The sequence below is a fragment of the Phenylobacterium sp. genome (assembly GCF_030698145.1).
Taxonomy (GTDB): domain Bacteria; phylum Pseudomonadota; class Alphaproteobacteria; order Caulobacterales; family Caulobacteraceae; genus Phenylobacterium.
The window spans coordinates 41,451-58,385 of the sequence record NZ_JAUYNW010000080.1 but is presented as its reverse complement, the minus strand read 5'-3'; the positions used below and the strand labels follow the sequence as shown (position 1 = coordinate 58,385).

The 16,935-nt window shown below is 68.3% G+C and carries 15 protein-coding genes; 9 read left to right on the top strand and 6 right to left on the bottom strand.

Translation table 11 applies throughout. From position 1 onward, the window contains the following. Window positions 1–159: 159 nt before the first annotated feature. Window positions 160–1,089 (top strand): sulfate adenylyltransferase subunit CysD, encoded by a 930-nt coding sequence (cysD, locus tag Q8Q77_RS11605; protein WP_305583833.1) that lies wholly within the window; start codon window positions 160–162, stop codon window positions 1,087–1,089. Continuing rightward, complete coding sequence (gene cysN / locus Q8Q77_RS11600) at window positions 1,089–2,993, top strand: sulfate adenylyltransferase subunit CysN (protein ID WP_305583736.1); 1,905 nt, start codon at window positions 1,089–1,091, stop codon at window positions 2,991–2,993. The genes cysD and cysN overlap by 1 nt, the downstream gene beginning before the upstream one ends. Here the strand turns inward: cysN and Q8Q77_RS11595 are convergent. The 3 genes from Q8Q77_RS11595 to Q8Q77_RS11585 all read right to left on the bottom strand — a co-directional run bounded on the left by Q8Q77_RS11595 (window position 2,990) and on the right by Q8Q77_RS11585 (window position 5,955). Then, window positions 2,990–3,640: a glutathione S-transferase family protein gene (locus Q8Q77_RS11595; protein ID WP_305583735.1), complete on the bottom strand. Its 651-nt coding sequence runs from the start codon at window positions 3,638–3,640 to the stop codon at window positions 2,990–2,992. The two genes, cysN and Q8Q77_RS11595, sit on opposite strands and share 4 nt — an antisense overlap. A gap of 64 nt (window positions 3,641–3,704) precedes the next feature. Next, entirely contained in the window at window positions 3,705–4,718 is a 1,014-nt protein-coding gene (locus Q8Q77_RS11590) for an NAD(P)-dependent alcohol dehydrogenase (RefSeq protein WP_305583734.1), read from the bottom strand. 76 nt (window positions 4,719–4,794) lie between these two features. Next, a complete protein-coding gene (locus Q8Q77_RS11585; protein WP_305583733.1) occupies window positions 4,795–5,955 on the bottom strand; it encodes an MFS transporter in 1,161 nt (386 codons plus the stop codon). Window positions 5,956–6,065: 110 nt separating this feature from the next. Here Q8Q77_RS11585 and Q8Q77_RS11580 point away from each other — a divergent pair, with 110 nt between their 5' ends. The 5 genes from Q8Q77_RS11580 (at window position 6,066) to Q8Q77_RS11560 (ending at window position 10,474) form a co-directional block, all read left to right on the top strand. Beyond that, complete coding sequence (locus Q8Q77_RS11580; RefSeq protein WP_305583732.1) at window positions 6,066–6,689, top strand: exopolysaccharide biosynthesis protein; 624 nt, start codon at window positions 6,066–6,068, stop codon at window positions 6,687–6,689. A gap of 67 nt (window positions 6,690–6,756) precedes the next feature. Then, window positions 6,757–7,272 carry a DUF1993 family protein gene (locus tag Q8Q77_RS11575; RefSeq protein ID WP_305583731.1) on the top strand — a complete coding sequence of 172 codons (516 nt, stop codon included), beginning with the start codon at window positions 6,757–6,759 and terminating at the stop codon, window positions 7,270–7,272. A gap of 111 nt (window positions 7,273–7,383) precedes the next feature. Continuing rightward, the gene (locus Q8Q77_RS11570; RefSeq protein WP_305583730.1) at window positions 7,384–8,661 is read left to right on the top strand and encodes an aminotransferase class III-fold pyridoxal phosphate-dependent enzyme; all 1,278 of its coding nucleotides are present in this window, start codon (window positions 7,384–7,386) and stop codon (window positions 8,659–8,661) included. 6 nt (window positions 8,662–8,667) lie between these two features. Further along, entirely contained in the window at window positions 8,668–10,098 is a 1,431-nt protein-coding gene (locus tag Q8Q77_RS11565) for an amidase (protein ID WP_305583729.1), read from the top strand. 1 nt (window position 10,099) lies between these two features. Continuing rightward, on the top strand, window positions 10,100–10,474 hold the full coding sequence (locus Q8Q77_RS11560; RefSeq protein WP_305583728.1) for a DUF423 domain-containing protein: 375 nt from the start codon (window positions 10,100–10,102) through the stop codon (window positions 10,472–10,474). Here the strand turns inward: Q8Q77_RS11560 and Q8Q77_RS11555 are convergent. Then, window positions 10,471–11,676 carry a multidrug effflux MFS transporter gene (locus tag Q8Q77_RS11555; RefSeq protein WP_305583727.1) on the bottom strand — a complete coding sequence of 402 codons (1,206 nt, stop codon included), beginning with the start codon at window positions 11,674–11,676 and terminating at the stop codon, window positions 10,471–10,473. The two genes, Q8Q77_RS11560 and Q8Q77_RS11555, sit on opposite strands and share 4 nt — an antisense overlap. 99 nt (window positions 11,677–11,775) lie before the next feature. Between Q8Q77_RS11555 and Q8Q77_RS11550 the strand changes: the two genes are divergently transcribed. Together Q8Q77_RS11550 and pip are read left to right on the top strand one after the other, a co-directional pair. Then, window positions 11,776–12,795, top strand: a complete 1,020-nt coding sequence (locus tag Q8Q77_RS11550; RefSeq protein ID WP_305583725.1) for an alpha/beta fold hydrolase — start codon at window positions 11,776–11,778, stop codon at window positions 12,793–12,795. Window positions 12,796–12,804: 9 nt separating this feature from the next. Further along, window positions 12,805–13,797: a prolyl aminopeptidase gene (gene pip / locus Q8Q77_RS11545; protein ID WP_305583724.1), complete on the top strand. Its 993-nt coding sequence runs from the start codon at window positions 12,805–12,807 to the stop codon at window positions 13,795–13,797. On the opposite strand, the gene rodA is transcribed toward pip, so the two are convergent. Together rodA and mrdA are read right to left on the bottom strand one after the other, a co-directional pair. After that, complete coding sequence (gene rodA, locus Q8Q77_RS11540; RefSeq protein ID WP_305583723.1) at window positions 13,794–14,948, bottom strand: rod shape-determining protein RodA; 1,155 nt, start codon at window positions 14,946–14,948, stop codon at window positions 13,794–13,796. The two genes, pip and rodA, sit on opposite strands and share 4 nt — an antisense overlap. Further along, entirely contained in the window at window positions 14,945–16,930 is a 1,986-nt protein-coding gene (gene mrdA, locus Q8Q77_RS11535; RefSeq protein WP_305583722.1) for a penicillin-binding protein 2, read from the bottom strand. The genes rodA and mrdA overlap by 4 nt, the downstream gene beginning before the upstream one ends. Window positions 16,931–16,935 lie beyond the last annotated feature (5 nt).

Here is a 16,935-nt window from a genome sequence, read left to right as displayed (position 1 = left end):
AGCAATTTCCTTGGGACGCTGTCAGTAAATCTCTATCGTCACGGTGGGTCGGGTCCCCTAATCCACCGCCAGGGCCAATCCGAGCGCCAGGTGGCGCGCGGACGTTTCGCGATTAGCGGCGGATACCCGCCCGAGGTTCATGTGCAAGGTTCAGCCCTGATGCAGGCGCAGGCGCCGGCGATCTCCACCGAGACCCTGACGCATCTCCAGCGCCTGGAGGCCGAGAGCATCCACATCATGCGCGAGGTGGCGGCTGAGGCCGAGCGCCCGGTGATGCTCTATTCCATCGGCAAGGACTCGGCCGTGATGCTGCATCTGGCGGCCAAGGCCTTCTATCCGTCCAAGCCGCCCTTCCCGCTGCTGCACGTGGACACGACCTGGAAGTTCCGGGCCATGTACGAGATGCGCGAGCGAATGGCCCAAGAGCTCGGCTTCGAACTGCTGGTCCACAAGAACCCTGAGGCCGTCGAGCGGAACATCAATCCCTTCGACCACGGCAGCGCCCTGCACACCGACATCTGGAAGACAGAGGGCCTGAAGCAGGCCCTGGACCAGTATGGTTTCGACGCGGCCTTCGGCGGCGCGCGGCGCGACGAGGAGAAGTCCCGCGCCAAGGAGCGCATCTTCTCGTTCCGCTCGGCCCAGCACCGCTGGGACCCCAAGAACCAGCGGCCCGAGCTGTGGAAGCTCTACAACGCCCGCAAGAACCCCGGCGAGAGCGTGCGGGTGTTTCCGATCTCCAACTGGACCGAGCTGGACATCTGGCAATACATCCACCTGGAGAACATCCCCATCGTGCCGCTCTACTTCTCCGAAGTCCGACCGGTGGTGGAGCGCGACGGCGCCCTGATCATGGTCGATGACGAGCGTATGCCCCTGCGTCCCGGCGAGACCCCCGACATGAAGTCGGTGCGGTTCCGCACCCTGGGTTGCTACCCGCTCACCGGCGCGGTCGAGAGCACCGCCGCCACCCTGCCCGAGATCATCCAGGAGATGCTGCTCACCACCACCTCCGAGCGCCAGGGCCGCATGATCGACCACGACCAGGCCGCCTCGATGGAGAAGAAGAAGCAGGAGGGCTATTTCTGATGGCCCACCAGTCCGATCTTATCGCCGAGGATATCGAGGCCTATCTGCTGGCCCACCAGCACAAGAGCCTGCTGCGTTTCCTCACCTGCGGCTCGGTGGACGACGGCAAGTCGACCCTGATCGGCCGCCTGCTCTACGATTCGAAGATGATCTTCGAGGACCAGCTCGCGGCGCTGGAGGCCGACAGCAAGAAGGTCGGCACCCAGGGTGGCGAGATCGACTTCGCCCTGCTGGTCGACGGCCTGGCCGCCGAGCGCGAGCAAGGCATCACCATCGACGTCGCCTACCGCTTCTTCTCCACCGACAAGCGCAAGTTCATCGTCGCCGACACCCCCGGCCACGAGCAGTACACGCGCAACATGGTCACCGGCGCCTCGACCGCCGACGCCGCCGTGATCCTGATCGACGCTCGCCGCGGCGTGCTCACCCAGACCCGCCGCCACTCCTACCTCGTCAGCCTGCTGGGCATCCGCCACGTGGTCCTGGCGATCAACAAGATGGATCTGGTGGGCTGGAGCCAGGAGACCTTCGACACCATCCTGGCCGACTACCGCGCCTTCGCCGCCCAGATCGGCATCAAGGACTTCATCGCCATCCCGATGTCGGCGCTCAAGGGCGACAACATCACCGCCCATAGCGACGCCGCGCCCTGGTACGACGGCCCCGCCCTGCTGCCGCTGCTGGAAAGCCTGCCGGTCGAGGATGACCAGCGCGAAAAGCCCTTCCGCATGCCGGTCCAGTGGGTGAACCGGCCCAATCTCGACTTCCGCGGCTTCTCGGGCTTCGTCTCGGCTGGTGTCATCCGGCCGGGGGACAAGATCAAGGCCCTGCCCTCCGGCCGGGAAAGCCGGATCGACCGCATCGTCACCAAGGGCGGCGACCTGCCCGAGGCCGTGGCCGGCCAGTCGGTGACGCTGACCCTCACCGACGAGATCGACATCTCCCGCGGCGACGTCATCGCCGCCGCCGCCTCACCGCCCCCGGTCGCCGACCAGTTCGAGGCCACGGTGGTGTGGATGGACGACGAGGCCATGCTTCCAGGCCGTCCGTATCTCATGAAGCTGGGCGCCCGCACGGTGGCCGCCCAGATCACCGAGCCCAAGTACAAGGTCAATGTGAACACCCTGGAGCACCTGGCCGCCAAGCGCTTGGAGCTCAACGAGATCGGGGTCTGCAACCTCTCCCTCGACGCGCCGATCGCCTTCGACGCCTATGCCGACAACCACGACCTGGGCGGCTTCATCCTGGTCGACCGGATCTCCAACCGCACAGTCGGGGCGGGCATGCTGCACTTCGCCCTGCGCCGTAGCCAGAACATCCACTGGCAGGCACTGGACGTCGACAAGACCTCGCGCGCGGCGTTGAAGGGCCAACGCGGCCGAGTGGTCTGGCTGACCGGTCTCTCGGGCTCGGGCAAGTCCACTATCGCCAACCTGGTCGAGAAACGCCTGCACGCCAACGGCCGCCACACCTACCTGCTGGACGGCGACAATGTCCGCCACGGGCTCAACAAGGACCTGGGCTTCACCGACGAGGACCGCGTCGAAAACATCCGCCGGGTGGCCGAGGTCTCCAAGCTGATGGTCGACGCCGGTCTGATCGTGCTGGTCTCGTTCATCTCGCCCTTCCGCGCTGAACGGCGCATGGCGCGCGAGCTTCAGGCCGCCGACGACTTCGTCGAGGTCTATGTGAACACCCCGCTGGAGGTCGCCGAGCAACGCGACGTCAAGGGCCTCTACAAGAAAGCCCGCGCCGGGGAGCTGAAGAACTTCACCGGCATCGACAGCCCCTACGAGGCCCCGGAGCACCCGGAGATCGTGGTCGACACCACCGCCATGTCCCCGACCGAAGCCGCCGAACGGATCGTCGCCTGGCTGGAAGGCGAGCTCGACTACTCGATCTAGCCCTTCGGGAAGAACGGCATGAAATACGCTGCCTCTTCGACCACCCGGGCGAAGGACGGCCGGGCCTTGAGCCGCGCCAGATAGGCGCTGGCGACCGATCGCCCCTCGCCGAACGGTTCGACCAGGTCTGCATAGAACAGGGCCGGCGCGGCCGCGCAGTCGGCCAGACTGAAGGCCTCGCCCATCGCCCAGGTCTTGCCGGCCATGTCCTGTTCGATCCACCCGTAGGCGGTGCGAAGCTGCATGCGGGCGGCCTCGACGCCGAACGGATCCTTGCTGTCGGCCGGCCGCAGCCGGTCGGCGACGATCTTCTGCATCGGTTCTTGCACGTGGAGGTCATAGAACCGGTCGCGCAGGCGGACGCGCCAGGCCTGGTCGGGATCGTCAGGCAGGAACCGCACCGCGCCGCGATAGCGCTGGTCCAGGTACTCGATCATGATGGTGGCCTCGGGAATGGTCAGATCCCGCGCCTCGTCGCGCAGCACCGGCATCTTGCCCATCGGCCAGATGGCCTGGAACGCCGCCCGGCCTGCCTCATCGCCGAGATCCACCAGGTGGGCCTCGAACGGCGTGGCGTTCTCGTAAAGCGCGACCAGGGCCTTCTGGCAGAAGGAGGCGAACGGATGGGAATAGAGGTGGAGCGACATCTGACGACCCGTATCTGTTAAGTCCTGACTTAACTATCAACCGAAGACGCCCGTCGCAAGCTGCTCAGAACTCCAGGACGATCTTCCCGAAGTGCTCCCCGCCGGCCATGGCGGCGAAGGCCGCGCGGGCCTCGGTCCATGGGAACACCTTGTCGACCACCGGAGAGATCCTGTGCAGCTCGATCGACCGGCACATGGCCTCGAACATCTCCCGCGAGCCAACCGACACGCCTTGGAGCCGCGCCGAGTTGCCGATCAGGACGGCCGGATTGATGTCCCCCGCGCCGGCCACCACACCGATGATGGCGATGTGACCGCCGATGCGAATGGCGCGCAGGCTTTGCTGAATGGTGCCTCCGCCGCCGACCTCCATGATGAAATCGGCGCCGTCCGGTACGATCTCGCGCACCGCCCTGCCCCACTCAGGCGTCGTGCGATAGTTGATCAGGTGGTTGGCGCCGAGCGCCTTGGCCCGCGCCAGCTTCTCGTCGGACGAGGAGGTGATGACGGTGCGGTAGCCGGCCGCCTTGGCGAACTGCAGCCCGAAGATCGAGACGCCGCCGGTGCCCTGCAGGACGACGGTGTCGCCGGGCTCCAGCCGCGCGTCCTCGAACAGGCCGCGCCACGCCGTCAGCGCCGCGCACGGCAGGGTCGCCACCTGCTGGTCGGTCAGGAAGTCGGGGACCTTGGACACGCCGTCCTGGCTGAACACCGCCAGCTCACGCCCGGCGCCCGGGATCGGGAATCCGAGGGCCGAGGACAGCTTCTCCAGCGTCGGTCGGCCCGAGTTCCAGGCCTGGAAGAACAGGCTCGCCACCCGGTCCCCCACCGCCGCCCGCGTGACGCCCGGCCCCACGGCCTCCACGATCCCGCAGCCGTCGGAAAAGGGCGTAATCACATCGTCCGTATTGGTCGATCCGCGGCCGTACATGCCGTTGATCATCAGTAAGTCGCGGTAGTTCAGCGACACCGCCTTCATGCGAACCAAGACCTGGCCTGGGCCGGGAGTCGGGTCGGCCACCTCGGCGACCTTCAGGTTGTCGGCGCCCCAGGGCGCGGCGGCTTGCAGGGCCCGCATGACTGATCTCCCAACCTATCCGTTGGGCGCATAGTCGCCGCTTCCCAAGAGCCCGCAAGACTGTCGTGGCGTAAGCTCAGGCGTCCAGGCGCCGGAGGCCGTAGAGCCGCAACGCCCCGATCAGCCCCAGGGCGGCCATGGCCGACATGGCGAGATAGCCCTTGGCTCCGGCGACGTCGAACAGCCAGCCTGAGCCGATGGTCGCCACGCCCATCAGGATCCCGCCCGACAGCGCCGAGTTGATGGTCTGGGCGGCCGAGGCGTTGGCCGGGGTCGACAGCCGCTCGACCAGCTGCATCGACGCCATGAAGGTGGCGGCGTAGGTGAAGGTGTGCAGCGCCTGCAGCGGGAAGACCATCCAGAGCGGCGGCGCGAAGGCCAGCGCGGTCCAACGCACCACGGCCGCGGCCCCGCCCATGACCAGCAGGTTGCGCGGCCCCATCCGCCGCCGCCAGGGCTCCATGAACCACAGGAACCCCACCTCGACCGCGACCCCGAACCCCCAGAGCGCGCCGGTCATGCTCTCGGGCACCCCTTGCTGCGTCCACGCCAAGGTCGAGAAGGCGTAGTAGAACGCGTGCGCCGACTGGATCAGGCCGACAGACACCACCGCCAACATGAAGTCCCCGTCCCGCAGCAGGTCCTTGAGGCCACCCATCCGCTCGGCCAACCGGCTGCCCGCGCCGCCTTCGCGCACGGGATCGGGCGGCAACAGCAGCCGCGCACCCAGGGCCGCCAGCAGCGCGGCGGCCGTGATCCAGATGAGCACCAGTTCCGGTGCGTGACGGACCAGCAGGGCGCCGACAGTCACATTGGCCACGATGAAGGCCGCCGATCCGATGCCGCGCGGCCAGCCGAAGTTGAATCCGTCCAGGCGGGCGCGGCTGAACACGATGACATCGGCCAGGGGGATGATGGTGGCGAACACGCTCGAGGCGAAGAACCAGACCCCGAACCACCAGGCGAAGCCGAACGGCGCGGCCAGCAAGCCATAGGCGCCGGCCACGGCCAGGGCCATCAGGACCATTGGCGTGCGCCGCAGCTTGAAGCTGTCGGCCCACATTGCGATGGCCGGCGCCGTCACCGCGCGCGCCAGCATGGGCGCCGACAGGATCAGGCCGATCTCCGCACCCGAGAGCCCTCGGCTGGCGAACCAGACCGGAATATAGGGCGAGCTCGCGCCGCTGCCGACGAACAGGGCGGCGTAAAACAGGCCAAGGCGGACGGGCTGGTTCATCTAGCGACGTCAGCTACTGCGAGTCGTCTGCGCCATTCTTGCGACATCTCCAAAGACTCGCGCTCTTTGTCTTCCGCAACGCCCTCGACGCATGGTAGCGCCAAGCTGCGATGTCCGAACCCTCCAGAGCCGCGCGCGTTTCCGAACTGCTCGAGCAGATCGGCCAGCGTTCGACGCGCAAGGTCAAGGTCGCCCACGTCATAGAGACCTTCGGCGACCGCGCCTTCGGCGCCCTGATGTTCGTCTTCGCCGCCCCCCTGGTCCTGCCCATGCCGCCGGGCGTCTCGGCCCTGCTGGGCGCGCCGCTGATCTTCATCACCGCCCAGTGGATGCTGGGCCATCGGACGCTCTGGCTGCCCAAGGCCCTGCTCGAGCGCGAGATGAGCATGGCCGACTTCCGCGCCCTGTCGGCCAAGCTGAAGCCCTATCTGGAACGGATCGAGCGGCGCCTGCGGCCCCGGCTGACCTTCATGTACAATCCGGTCGGCGACCGGCTGGTGGGCCTGCTCTGCTTCGTGCTCTCGCTGATCGTCTTCCTGCCGATTCCGTTCGGCAACATGCTGCCCTCCTTCGCCATCGCCGCCTTCGCCATCGGCGGGGCCGAGCGCGACGGGCTGGCGGCCATCATCGGCTGGATCTTCGCGGTCATCTCCATCGCCGTGTTGTGGATCTTCTCCAAGGCGATCCTCGCGGCGATCATCGCCTTCTTCACCACCCTGGTGGGCATGTTCTGAGGCGCCATGGCGAAGGTGCTCGCGCCGCCCTATCTGGCGTGCACAACCCCAGCCATCGGAGCCTGCCTTGTCCCTATCCCTCTACGACGCCTCGATCCCCGGCTACCTGCATATGCTGCGCAACCTCGCGGCCATGCTCGACAAGGCCCAGGCCCACGCCGAGGCCAACGGTGTCGCGCTCTCGACCCTCGCCGAGGCCCGGCTCGCGCCCGACATGCACAGCCTGGTCGGCCAGATCCAACTGGCCAGCGACGCGGCCAAGGGCGGCGGCGCGCGCCTGGCGGCCATCACCCCGCCCAGCTTCCCCGATGAGGAAACGAGCTATCCGCAGCTCAAGGAGCGGGTCGCCAAGACCATCGCATTCCTCGAGACCATCAAGCGCGAGCAGGTCGACGGCGGTGAGGACCGGACCATTGAGCTGAAGTTCCCCGGCCGCACCATGACCTTCACGGCGACGGACTTCCTGCTGCGCTTCTCGCTGCCCAACTTCCTGTTCCACGTGACCACCGCCTATGGCGTGCTGCGCAGCCAGGGCGTCCCGCTGGGCAAGATGGACTTCCTGGCCGGCGCTCAGCCGGTCTAACCTCCTCCGGGTCCGCCTCGCGCCTCGGCATGGTTGCCGAGGCGCGAGGTCGGGGTAAGGTCGACGACGCTTAGGGCCACAAGAAAACGCGCCGGGCGGAGGGAGACAGCGATGGATCGCGCCAACAGCCTCGACAGAGCCTTGCGGGACCGCGCCCAGGCCGTGATCCCGGGCGGCATGTACGGCCACCAGGCCGTGGGCCTGCTGCCCGACGACTATCCGCAGTTCTTCTCCAAGGCCGAGGGCGCCCATATCTGGGACGTCGACGGCAACCGTTATCTCGACCTGATGTGCGCCTACGGGCCCAACCTGTTCGGCTACGCCAATCCCGAGATCGACGCGGCCTATGTCCGCCAGCTCGGCCTGGGCGACACCCTGACCGGACCCACGGAGCTGATGGTCCGTCTGGCCGAGGAACTGACGGCCATGGTCACCCACGCCGCCTGGGCCATGTTCTGCAAGAACGGCACGGACGCCACCTCCATGGCGCTGGTCACCGCCCGCGCCCACACCCGGCGCAAGACCATCATCCGCGCCCGCGGCGCCTATCATGGGGCCGCCGCCTGGTGCACGCCCCGCCCGACCGGGACCATCGACAGCGACAAGGCCCATCAGGTGTTCTGCGACTACAACGACGTCGCCAGCCTGGAAGCGGCGGTGGCGGAGGCCGGCGACGACCTGGCCGCCATCTTCGCCGCCCCCTTCAAGCATGACGCCTTCATCGACCAGGCCGCGCCCGATCCGGCCTATGCCCGCCGCGCGCGGGAGCTCTGCGACCAGACCGGCGCCCTGCTGATCGTCGACGACGTGCGCGCGGGTCTGCGCATGGCGCGCGACTGCTCCTGGTCGCTGCTGGGGATCGAGCCGGACCTCTCCACCTGGGGCAAGTGCATCGCCAACGGCCACCCGATCTCGGCCCTGCTGGGCTCGGAAAAGGCCCGCAAGGCGGCGGCCTCGATCTATGTCACCGGCTCGTTCTGGTACCAGGCCGCGCCGATGGCCGCGGCCCTGGAGACCCTGCGCCTGGTGCGGGACACCGACTATCTGGAGCGCATCGAGGCCCTGGGCGACCGGCTGGCGCACGGCTTGACCGGGCGCGCGGCGGCGGCAGGCTTCGGCCTGCGCTGCTCGGGCCCGACCCAGATGCCGCTCTACCTGTTCGACGACGACCCTGACCTGCGCAAGGGCTTCTGCTTCGTCAGCCAGATGCTGGCGCGCGGCGTCTACATGCATCCTTGGCACAACATGTTCCTGTGCGCTGCGATGACCGAAGCCGACATCGACCAGGCCCTGGACGCCGCCGACGGCGCCTTCGCGGTGCTGAAGCGCGAGGCCCCCGGCCTGGCGCCGGTCGAGAAACTCGCATTCCTTTCCGCCGGCCAGAGGTAGGGCGACATGCCGATCAGCGACTATTCCGAGCACGACGGCCTCTCGCTCGCCGCCCTGGTGGCCAAGGGCGACGTCACGCCGCTGGAGCTCGTCGACGCCGCCATCGAGCGGATCGAACGCCACAACCCGACGCTCAACGCCGTGGTCTACAAGGCCTATGACGAGGCCCGCGAGACCGCGAAAGGGCCCCTGCCCGACGGGCCGTTCCGGGGCGTGCCCTTCCTGATCAAGGACCTGGGCATGCCGGTGGCCGGCTGGCCGCGCAGCTATGGCAGCAAGTTCGCCGCCAGCGTGGTGGACACCGACGACGGCGACCTCACCGCACGCTATCGCGGGGCCGGCGTGGTGCCGCTGGGCAAGACCAACACCCCGGAATACGGCATCACCGGCACGACCGAGGGCGCTCATCTGGGCGCCTGTCGCAATCCCTGGAACCCCAACCATATCTCCGGCGGCTCCTCGGGCGGCGCGGCCTCCTCAGTGGCCGCCGGCATCGTGCCCCTGGCCCACGCCAGCGACGGCCTGGGCTCGATCCGCATCCCGGCCGCCTGCTGCGGCCTGGTGGGGCTTAAGGTCACCCGCGACCGCAATCCCAACGGGCCGGACGACACCGCCTACGCCATGGGCTTCACCGTCGACCATGTGGTCACCCGCACCGTGCGCGACTCGGCCGCCATGCTGGACGCCACCGGCACGCCCCGCGCCGACGCCCCCTTCGCCGCGCCGCCGAAGGAACGGCCCTATGTGGAGGAGATCGAGCGGAGCCCTGGCAAGCTGCGCATCGCCTGGTCGTCGGAGACCCCGTCAGGTCGGCCTATTGAGCCGCAGATCCAAGCCGCCTTGGAGCGCACCGCCGATCTGCTGAGGCGCCTGGGCCACGAGGTGGTGGAGAAGGGCCTCGGCATCGACTACCGCGCCCTCTACGCGGCGCGCGGACCGGTCTCCGGCGCCAACTTCGCCGCCGACATGGCTCGGCTCATCGAGCAGATCGGCCGCGAGCCCGAGCCCGACGAACTGGAGCCCCTGACCTGGGCCTCGCTGAAGGGCGGACGTAAGGTCACCGGTGAGCAGGCGTGGCGTGGCTGGCAGGACCTGCGGGTGCTCAATCGCAAGACCCTGGCCTTCTTCGAGAACTGGGACGTCTATCTCTGCCCGGTCCTGGGCACGAGCGTTCCTGAGGTCGGGCATATCGATCCGGTGAACCTGGAGCCGCGCGAGGTGAACCGCCGCCAGGGCGCGGCCTTCCCCTACACCCCGCCGTTCAACTTCTCGGGCCAGCCGTCCATGTCTCTGCCGCTAGAGATGTCCGCCAACGGATTGCCCATCGGCATGATGTTCACTGCTCGTTTCGCCGACGAAGCGACCCTCTTCCGCCTCGCCGCGCAATTGGAGAAGGAAGCGCCTTGGAAGGATCGCCGGCCCCAGCTATGGGGCTGAGATGATCTGGACCCGCCGCACCTGGATGACGCTGGCCGCGGCCGGCGGGTTTGTCGCCGTCGCCGTCGGAGCCTTCGCCGCCCATGGCGTCTCCGATCCCAAGGCCCAGGAGTGGCTGCGCACCGGATCGACCTATGGCTTCATGCACACCATGGCCACCTTCGCCTGCGCCACCTTTATGAACATCGGCGCGAAGAACGCCCGGCGCGCGCCGGCCTTCTTTCTCTCGGGCGTGGTGGTGTTCTCAGGCTCGCTCTACGCCATGGCCCTGGGCGGGCCGCGCTGGCTGGGGGCGGTGACGCCGATCGGAGGCCTGCTGTTCCTGATCGGCTGGGCGACCTTGGCCTGGGCCGCCCGGGACGTGGACCGAGCCTAGGCCTTCTTCGGCAGCGCCAGGAACCGCAGCGTCAGCGCCGATCCCACCAGGGCCGCCAGCATCACCAGGGCCATCGGCCGCGGCGTCCCGTCGTGCATGGCGCCGGCCAGGCTGGCGGTAAGGGCGCCGACCCCGAACGAGGCCCCGCCGGTCAGGGCCGAGATCGATCCGGCGCGCTTCGGGTCGACGTTCAGCGCACCAGCCACGGTGTTGCCCTGCATGAAACCGTAGCTGCCCAGCAGCACGAACAGCAGGGGCAGCACGCTCCAGCGCTCGCCGAAGCCGGTGAGCGCCGCGGCGGCCAGCGCCACGGCCGCGGCGACGGCGACCACGCTCGCACGTTCCAGCACCTCGTCGGGCGTCCAACGCCGCAGGACGTAGCGATTGATCTGGCTGGCCCCGATCACCGCCGCGGCGTTGAGGCCGAACACCCACCCGAAGGCTGAGGGCGAGATGCCATAGGTCCCCATCAGCAGTTCCGGCGAGGCGGAGATGTAGGTGAACAGGGTCGCGCCGTTCAGGCTGCCGGCCAGGGCGTATCCCACCAGCCTCGGCTGGCCCAGCAGGGCGAGATAGGCCTGGACCGGGTTCTCGGAGGCGGCTTGGGCCGCGGTCTCGTCCGAACGGGACTCTTTGAGCCGGAAGAAGGCGGCCGCGCCGCAGGCTAGGCCGAACAGGGCCAGCACCCAGAAATTCCACCGCCAGCCGCCTAGGGCCAGGAGTACGCCGCCCAGCAGCGGGGCCAGGATCGGCGCCAGCCCCATGATCAGCATCATCAGCGACAGCATCCGCGCCGTCTCGGTGTGGTTGAATCGGTCGCGGACGATGGCGCGCGACACCACCCCGCCGGCGCAGCCGCCCAGGGCCTGGACGAACCGCGCGCCGATCAGCATCTCCGGCGACGTCGCAAGCGCGCAGACGATCGAGGCGGCGATGAAGATCGCGATGCCAACCATGATCGGAGCGCGTCGGCCGAACCGGTCCGAAGCCGGGCCGTAGAGGAACTGGCCGATGGCCATACCGGCGAAGAAGGCGGCCACCGTCGCCTGGGTCTGCGACGCGCTCGCGCCCAGCGACTCGCCGATGGCCGGCAGGCTGGGCAGGTACATGTCGATGGACATGGGCGCGAAGGCGGTCAGCGATCCCAGCAGGATCACCAGGCCCCAGGGCGTGCGTTCTTCGGCGGGGCGCTGGTCTGTCATGGCGCCCTTCTAGCGTGGTTCACGTCACAGCCAAGCCGAGCTTGCCTTCCGCGCAAGGAAGCCTGCCAGGCTGCCGCCAGAACCTCCACGGAGCCGCCCATGTCCGCCCTCGCCCGTCAGATGCCGCCCGTCCAGCACGCCACCGTCAACGGTGTCGACATGGCCTATTACGAGGTCGGGCCGCGCGGAGAAGGCGTTCCGATCATCTTCTGCCACGGCTTTCCGGAGCTGGCCTTTTCGTGGCGTCATCAGCTCGCGGCCTGCGAGGCCGCCGGCCGTTGGGCCATCGCGCCCGACCAGCGCGGCTACGGCCTAACCTCTGCGCCGGACGCGATCACCGACTACGACATGGATCACCTGACCGGCGACCTCGTGGCGTTGCTGGATCACCTGGGCGTGGAGAAGGCGGTGTTCGTCGGCCACGACTGGGGTGGCATCGTCGTCTGGGCCCTGCCCCTGATGCACCCTACGCGGGTCGCCGGGATCGTCGGGCTCAACACCCCCTTCATGCGCCGCCCGCCCATGGACCCCATCGCCGGCATGCGGATGATGTTTGGCGAGGACATGTACATCGTCTGGTTCCAGAAGCCGGGCGTGGCCGATGCGGCCCTGGGCGCCGACGTCGACAAGACCATGCGCTTCTTCATGCGCACCCCCGCAGCGCTGGAGGCCGCTATCGGCGAGGGTTCCGGGGCCGGCCTGGCCCTGAGCGGCGAACCGACCGCCGAAACCCCGACCTTCGCCTTCGGCGACGCGCTGAAGGCCTGGGACAAGTCCGACACCGCCAACCAGCTCCTCAGTTCCGACGAGTTGGCGGCTTTCGTCGAGTCCTTCGAGCGCACCGGGTTCACCGGCGGGATCAACTGGTACCGCAACTTCACCCGCAACTGGGAACGCTCGGCCAGCCTGCCGACCCGCGTAGACGGCATCCCCTGCCTGATGATCATGGCCGAGAAGGACGTGGTCCTCTCCCCCGCCATGGCCGACGGCATGCAGGAGGTGATCGGCGACCTAGAAAAGGTCTTGATCAAGGATTCCGGTCATTGGACGCAGCAGGAGAAGCCCGACGAGGTCAATCGCCTCATCCTGGGCTGGATGGATCGCCGCTTCCCGACGTAAACTCGGGAAATGGAACGCAACACGCCTTCGCCCGTCGTCTCGTCATCCGCGCACAGGCGGGGGCTTTTCCGGGAGAACGAGCCCTACGCCCAGGGCTGGCTGGCGACCGACGGCCCGCACGAGATCTTCTATGAGGAGTGCGGGGCCGCCGACGGGAAGCCCTGCGTCATCCTGCACGGTGGCCCGGGCGGGGCGATCAACCCCACCATGCGGCGGTTCTTCGATCCGTCGAAGTGGCGCATGGCCCTGTTCGACCAGCGCGGCTGCGGCAAGTCGCGCCCCAACGCCAGCCTGGACGACAACACCACCTGGTCGCTGATCGAGGACATCGAACGGCTTCGCGTCCATCTGGGCGTGGAGACGTGGACGGTGTTCGGCGGCTCCTGGGGTTCGACCCTGGCGCTCGCCTACGCCATCACCCACCCCGACCGGGTCGCGGGTCTGGTGCTTCGCGGCATCTTCCTGCTCACCGCGCGCGAGCTGAAGTGGTTCTACCAGGACGGCGCCTCGATCCTGTTCCCGGACGCCTGGGCGCGGTTCACCGCCCCGATCCCGGTCGAGGAGCGCCACGACCTGATGAGCGCCTATCACCGCCGCCTGACCCACGAAGACCGCCGGGTGCAGGCCGAGGCCGCCGCGGCCTGGAGCCAGTGGGAAGGCGACACCATCTCCATCCGCGGACCGGAGGCCCGGCCCTCGAAGTTCAACGAGATCGACTTCGCCATCGCCTTCGCGCGGATCGAATGCCACTTCTTCGCCAACGGCGGGTTCTTCGACGAGGACGGCTGGATCCTGAAGAATATCGAAAAAATACGGAATATTCCTGGATGGATTGTCCAGGGTCGGTTCGATGTGGTCACCCCGATGGAGAGCGCCTGGGCGCTCAAGACCGCCTGGCCCGAGGCCCGCTTCGACATCGTCTGGGACGCCGGCCACGCCTCGACCGAGCCCGGCATCGTCGACGGCCTGGTCCGGGCGACGGACCAGGCGTTGCGGGTCTAGAGCAGGGCGCCCTTGCCGCTGGTGACTTCCGAATAGCGGTGGACGCGCACGGCCTGGACCAGGCCGAAGCCGATCATCACCGTCACCATGACCGTCCCGCCGTAGGACAGCATCGGCATGGGCACGCCCACCACGGGCGCGAGGCCCATGACCATCGCCCCGTTGATCAGCACATAGAGGGCGAAGGTGGCGGTCGTCCCGGCCGCCGCCAGCCGGCCGAAGTGGGAGTGGGAGATGGCGGCGATGCGCAGGGCCATGAAGATCACGGCCCCGTAGAGGAACAGCACCGAGATGCAACCCAGGAACCCGAACTCCTCGGCCAGGGTGGCGAAGATGAAATCGGTCTGCTTCTCGGGCAGGAAGTTGAGCTGGCTCTGGGACCCCAGGCCATAGCCCTTGCCGAAGAAGCCGCCGGAGCCCAGCGCGATCTTCGACTGCATGATGTGATAGCCCGAACCCGACGGATCGCTCTCGGGATCGAGGAAGGTCAGCACCCGCTTGCGCTGGTAGTCGTGCATCACGAACAGCACGAAGGGTGGAATGGCCGCCGCGGCCAAACCCACCATGGCGCCGATCACCTTCCAGGACAGACCGGCCAGCATCACGATGGCGCCGCCGGTGAGCGCGATCAGCATGGCGGTGCCGAGGTCGGGCTGGTGAGCGACCAGGATGACCGGAGCCAGGATCATCGCCGCCGGGATCAGCAGCCACCAAGACAGCCTCGCGCTCTCGGCCGACATGCCGTGATAGAAGCGCGCCAGGGCCAGCACGATCCCCAGCTTCATCACCTCGGACGGCTGGAAGCTGAACGGCCCGATCGAGAGCCAGCGCGTGGCGCCCATCCGGGTGTCGCCGGCCACCTCCACGGCCACCAGCAGCAACAGCCCTATCCCGTAGATCGGATAGGCCAGGAACGACCAGACCCGCAGGTCGACCATCGCCAACACCACCATGGCCACGAAGCAGAGACCGAAGCGCAGCAGGTGGTTGCCCGCCCAGGGATCCCACGACGAGCCCGCGATGGAGAACATCATCAGCGACCCCACGCCGGCGATAAGGCAGAGCGCGAGGGCGAACAGCCAGTCGATTTCGCCGAACTTGACGATGGCCCGGTCGCGTTCGCCGGGGCGGGTCAGGGCGCTGACGGTCATGTGGGGCCTCCCGGCGGCAGAGGCGGCGGCGCGGCGACGACCGGCGCATCGGGCAGGTCGGCGAGGCCGGCCTCGGCGCCCATGTCGGGCATCGGCAAGGGCTTCTCGATCCGCGCGCGGATCTCAGGATCCTTCAGCAGGGCCACGCGCATGATCTCGCGGGCCTTGGGCGCGGCGTTGATCGATCCGCCCAGGCCGTGCTGGACGATCACCGCCAGGGCGTAGCGCGGCTGATCGATGGGCGCGAAGCAGACGAAGAGGCCGTGGTCGCGGAACCGCCAGGGCTGGCCCACCCCGCCGCGCGGCCCGCCCGAGGCGTAGGACCGCACCTGGGCCGTGCCGGTCTTGCCGGCCATCAGGACGTCGCCCAGCCCTAGCTGCGAGGCGCGGAAGCCAGTACCCCCGGCCTCGGTCACCGCGGCCATGCCGTCGCGGACATAGGCGATGTGCTCAGCCTTGAACGGCAGGTCTGGCACCGCAGCGCCGGAGGGCAGCTCCTTGCCGCCGATCGCGCGGACCAGGCGGGGGTTCAACGCCTTGCGGCCATTGGCCAGCCGCGCCGTCATGACGGCGAGCTGCAGGCAATTCACCTCGAGGGCGCCCTGCCCGATCCCGTAGCTCAAGGACTCGCCCGGGTACCATTTCTGGTTCGCCGGGTTCTTCTTGAAATAGCGGCGCTTCCACTCCGTCGAGGGCACGGTGCCCTTCTTCTGGCCGGAGATGCCGATGTCGAACACCTGCCCCAGGCCGAACGCCTCGGCGGTCTTGGCGATCTGGTCGGGACCGATGCGCAGGGCGGTCTGGTAGAAATAGACGTCGCAGGAGTTCTTCAGGGCGTCGCGCATGTTCTGCGCCCCGTGTCCGCCGCGCTTGTGGCAGCGGAAATAGCGGCCGCCGAAGAACCAGCCGCCGCCGCAGATGGTCTTCATCTCGGGGTCGACGCCGGCGTCCAGCGCCGCCAGGGCGGTCATGGTCTTGAAGGTGGAGCCCGGCGGGTAGGTGGCGGTCAGCGCCTTGTCCAGCAACGGGCGGCGTTCGTAGTTGGCCAGCGCCCGGTACTCGGGACCGGTCATGCCCCGGACGAACCGGTTGGCGTCGAAGCTCGGCGCCGAGGCCAGGCACAGCACGTCGCCGGTCCGGCAGTCGATCATCACCGCGCCGCCGCTCTCGTCGCCGAACACCTCGATGGCGCGGTTCTGGATGTCGACATCCAGGGAGAGGCGGATCTCCGCGCCGGGCTCGGCGGCGATGTCGCCGTTCTCGTCCTGGCGGACCTCGCGGCCGTTGGCGTCCACCTCGACCTTGCGGGCGCCTGGCTTGCCTCGGAGATCGAGATCGAAAGCTTTTTCAACGCCTTGCCGCCCAATCCTGAAGCCAGGATGCAGGAGAATGGGGTCGGAATTGGGACCAGTCGGGGCCAGGTCCTCCTTGTTGACCTTGGCCACGTAGCCGATCACGTGGGCGAAGGCGCCCCCGTGCGGATAGACTCGCACCTCGCCCATGTCGGCGGTGACGCCGGGCAGTTCCGGGGCGCGGATATTGATCGCCGAGAACTCCTCCCAGCTCATGTCCTCCATCACCGAGACCGGCGAGCGCTTGGGCGCATGGGCGATGTCCTTGGCCAGCCGCGCCTGGCGGCTGGCGTCCAGGGGCACGAAATCGGCCAGGGTCTTCAGGACCGCCTTGGCGTCGGTGTCCTCCTCCCGGCTGACCAGCAGGCGGAAGTTCGGGCGGTTGGAGGCCAGGATCGCGCCGTTGCGGTCGACGATGAGACCGCGCGGCGGCGGCACCAGGCGGAAGTTGAACTGGTTGGAGGCCGAAAGTTTCTCGTAGCGCTGGGTCTCGACGATCTGCAGGTGGGCGAGCCGCCCGCCCAGCGCCGCCAGGCCCAGGCCCGCGAACCCGCCCAGCAGGAAGGTCCGGCGATGGAAGACCCCCTGCCGTTCGTTCACCTCGGAGAAGAAGATGGACGGCTCGCTCATGGGCC

What these genes read in the sequence shown, in the direction of transcription:
- Q8Q77_RS11590 (WP_305583734.1), bottom strand. Translation starts at nt 4,718, where the DNA reads ATGCGGGCCCTGCAAGCCGCCGCGCCCTGGGGCGCCGACAACCTGAAG.
- pip (WP_305583724.1), top strand. Translation starts at nt 12,805, where the DNA reads ATGGAACGCAACACGCCTTCGCCCGTCGTCTCGTCATCCGCGCACAGG.
- Q8Q77_RS11550 (WP_305583725.1), top strand. Translation starts at nt 11,776, where the DNA reads ATGTCCGCCCTCGCCCGTCAGATGCCGCCCGTCCAGCACGCCACCGTC.
- Q8Q77_RS11585 (WP_305583733.1), bottom strand. Translation starts at nt 5,955, where the DNA reads ATGAACCAGCCCGTCCGCCTTGGCCTGTTTTACGCCGCCCTGTTCGTC.
- mrdA (WP_305583722.1), bottom strand. Translation starts at nt 16,930, where the DNA reads ATGAGCGAGCCGTCCATCTTCTTCTCCGAGGTGAACGAACGGCAGGGG.
- Q8Q77_RS11565 (WP_305583729.1), top strand. Translation starts at nt 8,668, where the DNA reads ATGCCGATCAGCGACTATTCCGAGCACGACGGCCTCTCGCTCGCCGCC.
- Q8Q77_RS11555 (WP_305583727.1), bottom strand. Translation starts at nt 11,676, where the DNA reads ATGACAGACCAGCGCCCCGCCGAAGAACGCACGCCCTGGGGCCTGGTG.
- cysN (WP_305583736.1), top strand. Translation starts at nt 1,089, where the DNA reads ATGGCCCACCAGTCCGATCTTATCGCCGAGGATATCGAGGCCTATCTG.
- Q8Q77_RS11580 (WP_305583732.1), top strand. Translation starts at nt 6,066, where the DNA reads ATGTCCGAACCCTCCAGAGCCGCGCGCGTTTCCGAACTGCTCGAGCAG.
- rodA (WP_305583723.1), bottom strand. Translation starts at nt 14,948, where the DNA reads ATGACCGTCAGCGCCCTGACCCGCCCCGGCGAACGCGACCGGGCCATC.
- Q8Q77_RS11560 (WP_305583728.1), top strand. Translation starts at nt 10,100, where the DNA reads ATGATCTGGACCCGCCGCACCTGGATGACGCTGGCCGCGGCCGGCGGG.
- cysD (WP_305583833.1), top strand. Translation starts at nt 160, where the DNA reads ATGCAGGCGCAGGCGCCGGCGATCTCCACCGAGACCCTGACGCATCTC.
- Q8Q77_RS11570 (WP_305583730.1), top strand. Translation starts at nt 7,384, where the DNA reads ATGGATCGCGCCAACAGCCTCGACAGAGCCTTGCGGGACCGCGCCCAG.
- Q8Q77_RS11595 (WP_305583735.1), bottom strand. Translation starts at nt 3,640, where the DNA reads ATGTCGCTCCACCTCTATTCCCATCCGTTCGCCTCCTTCTGCCAGAAG.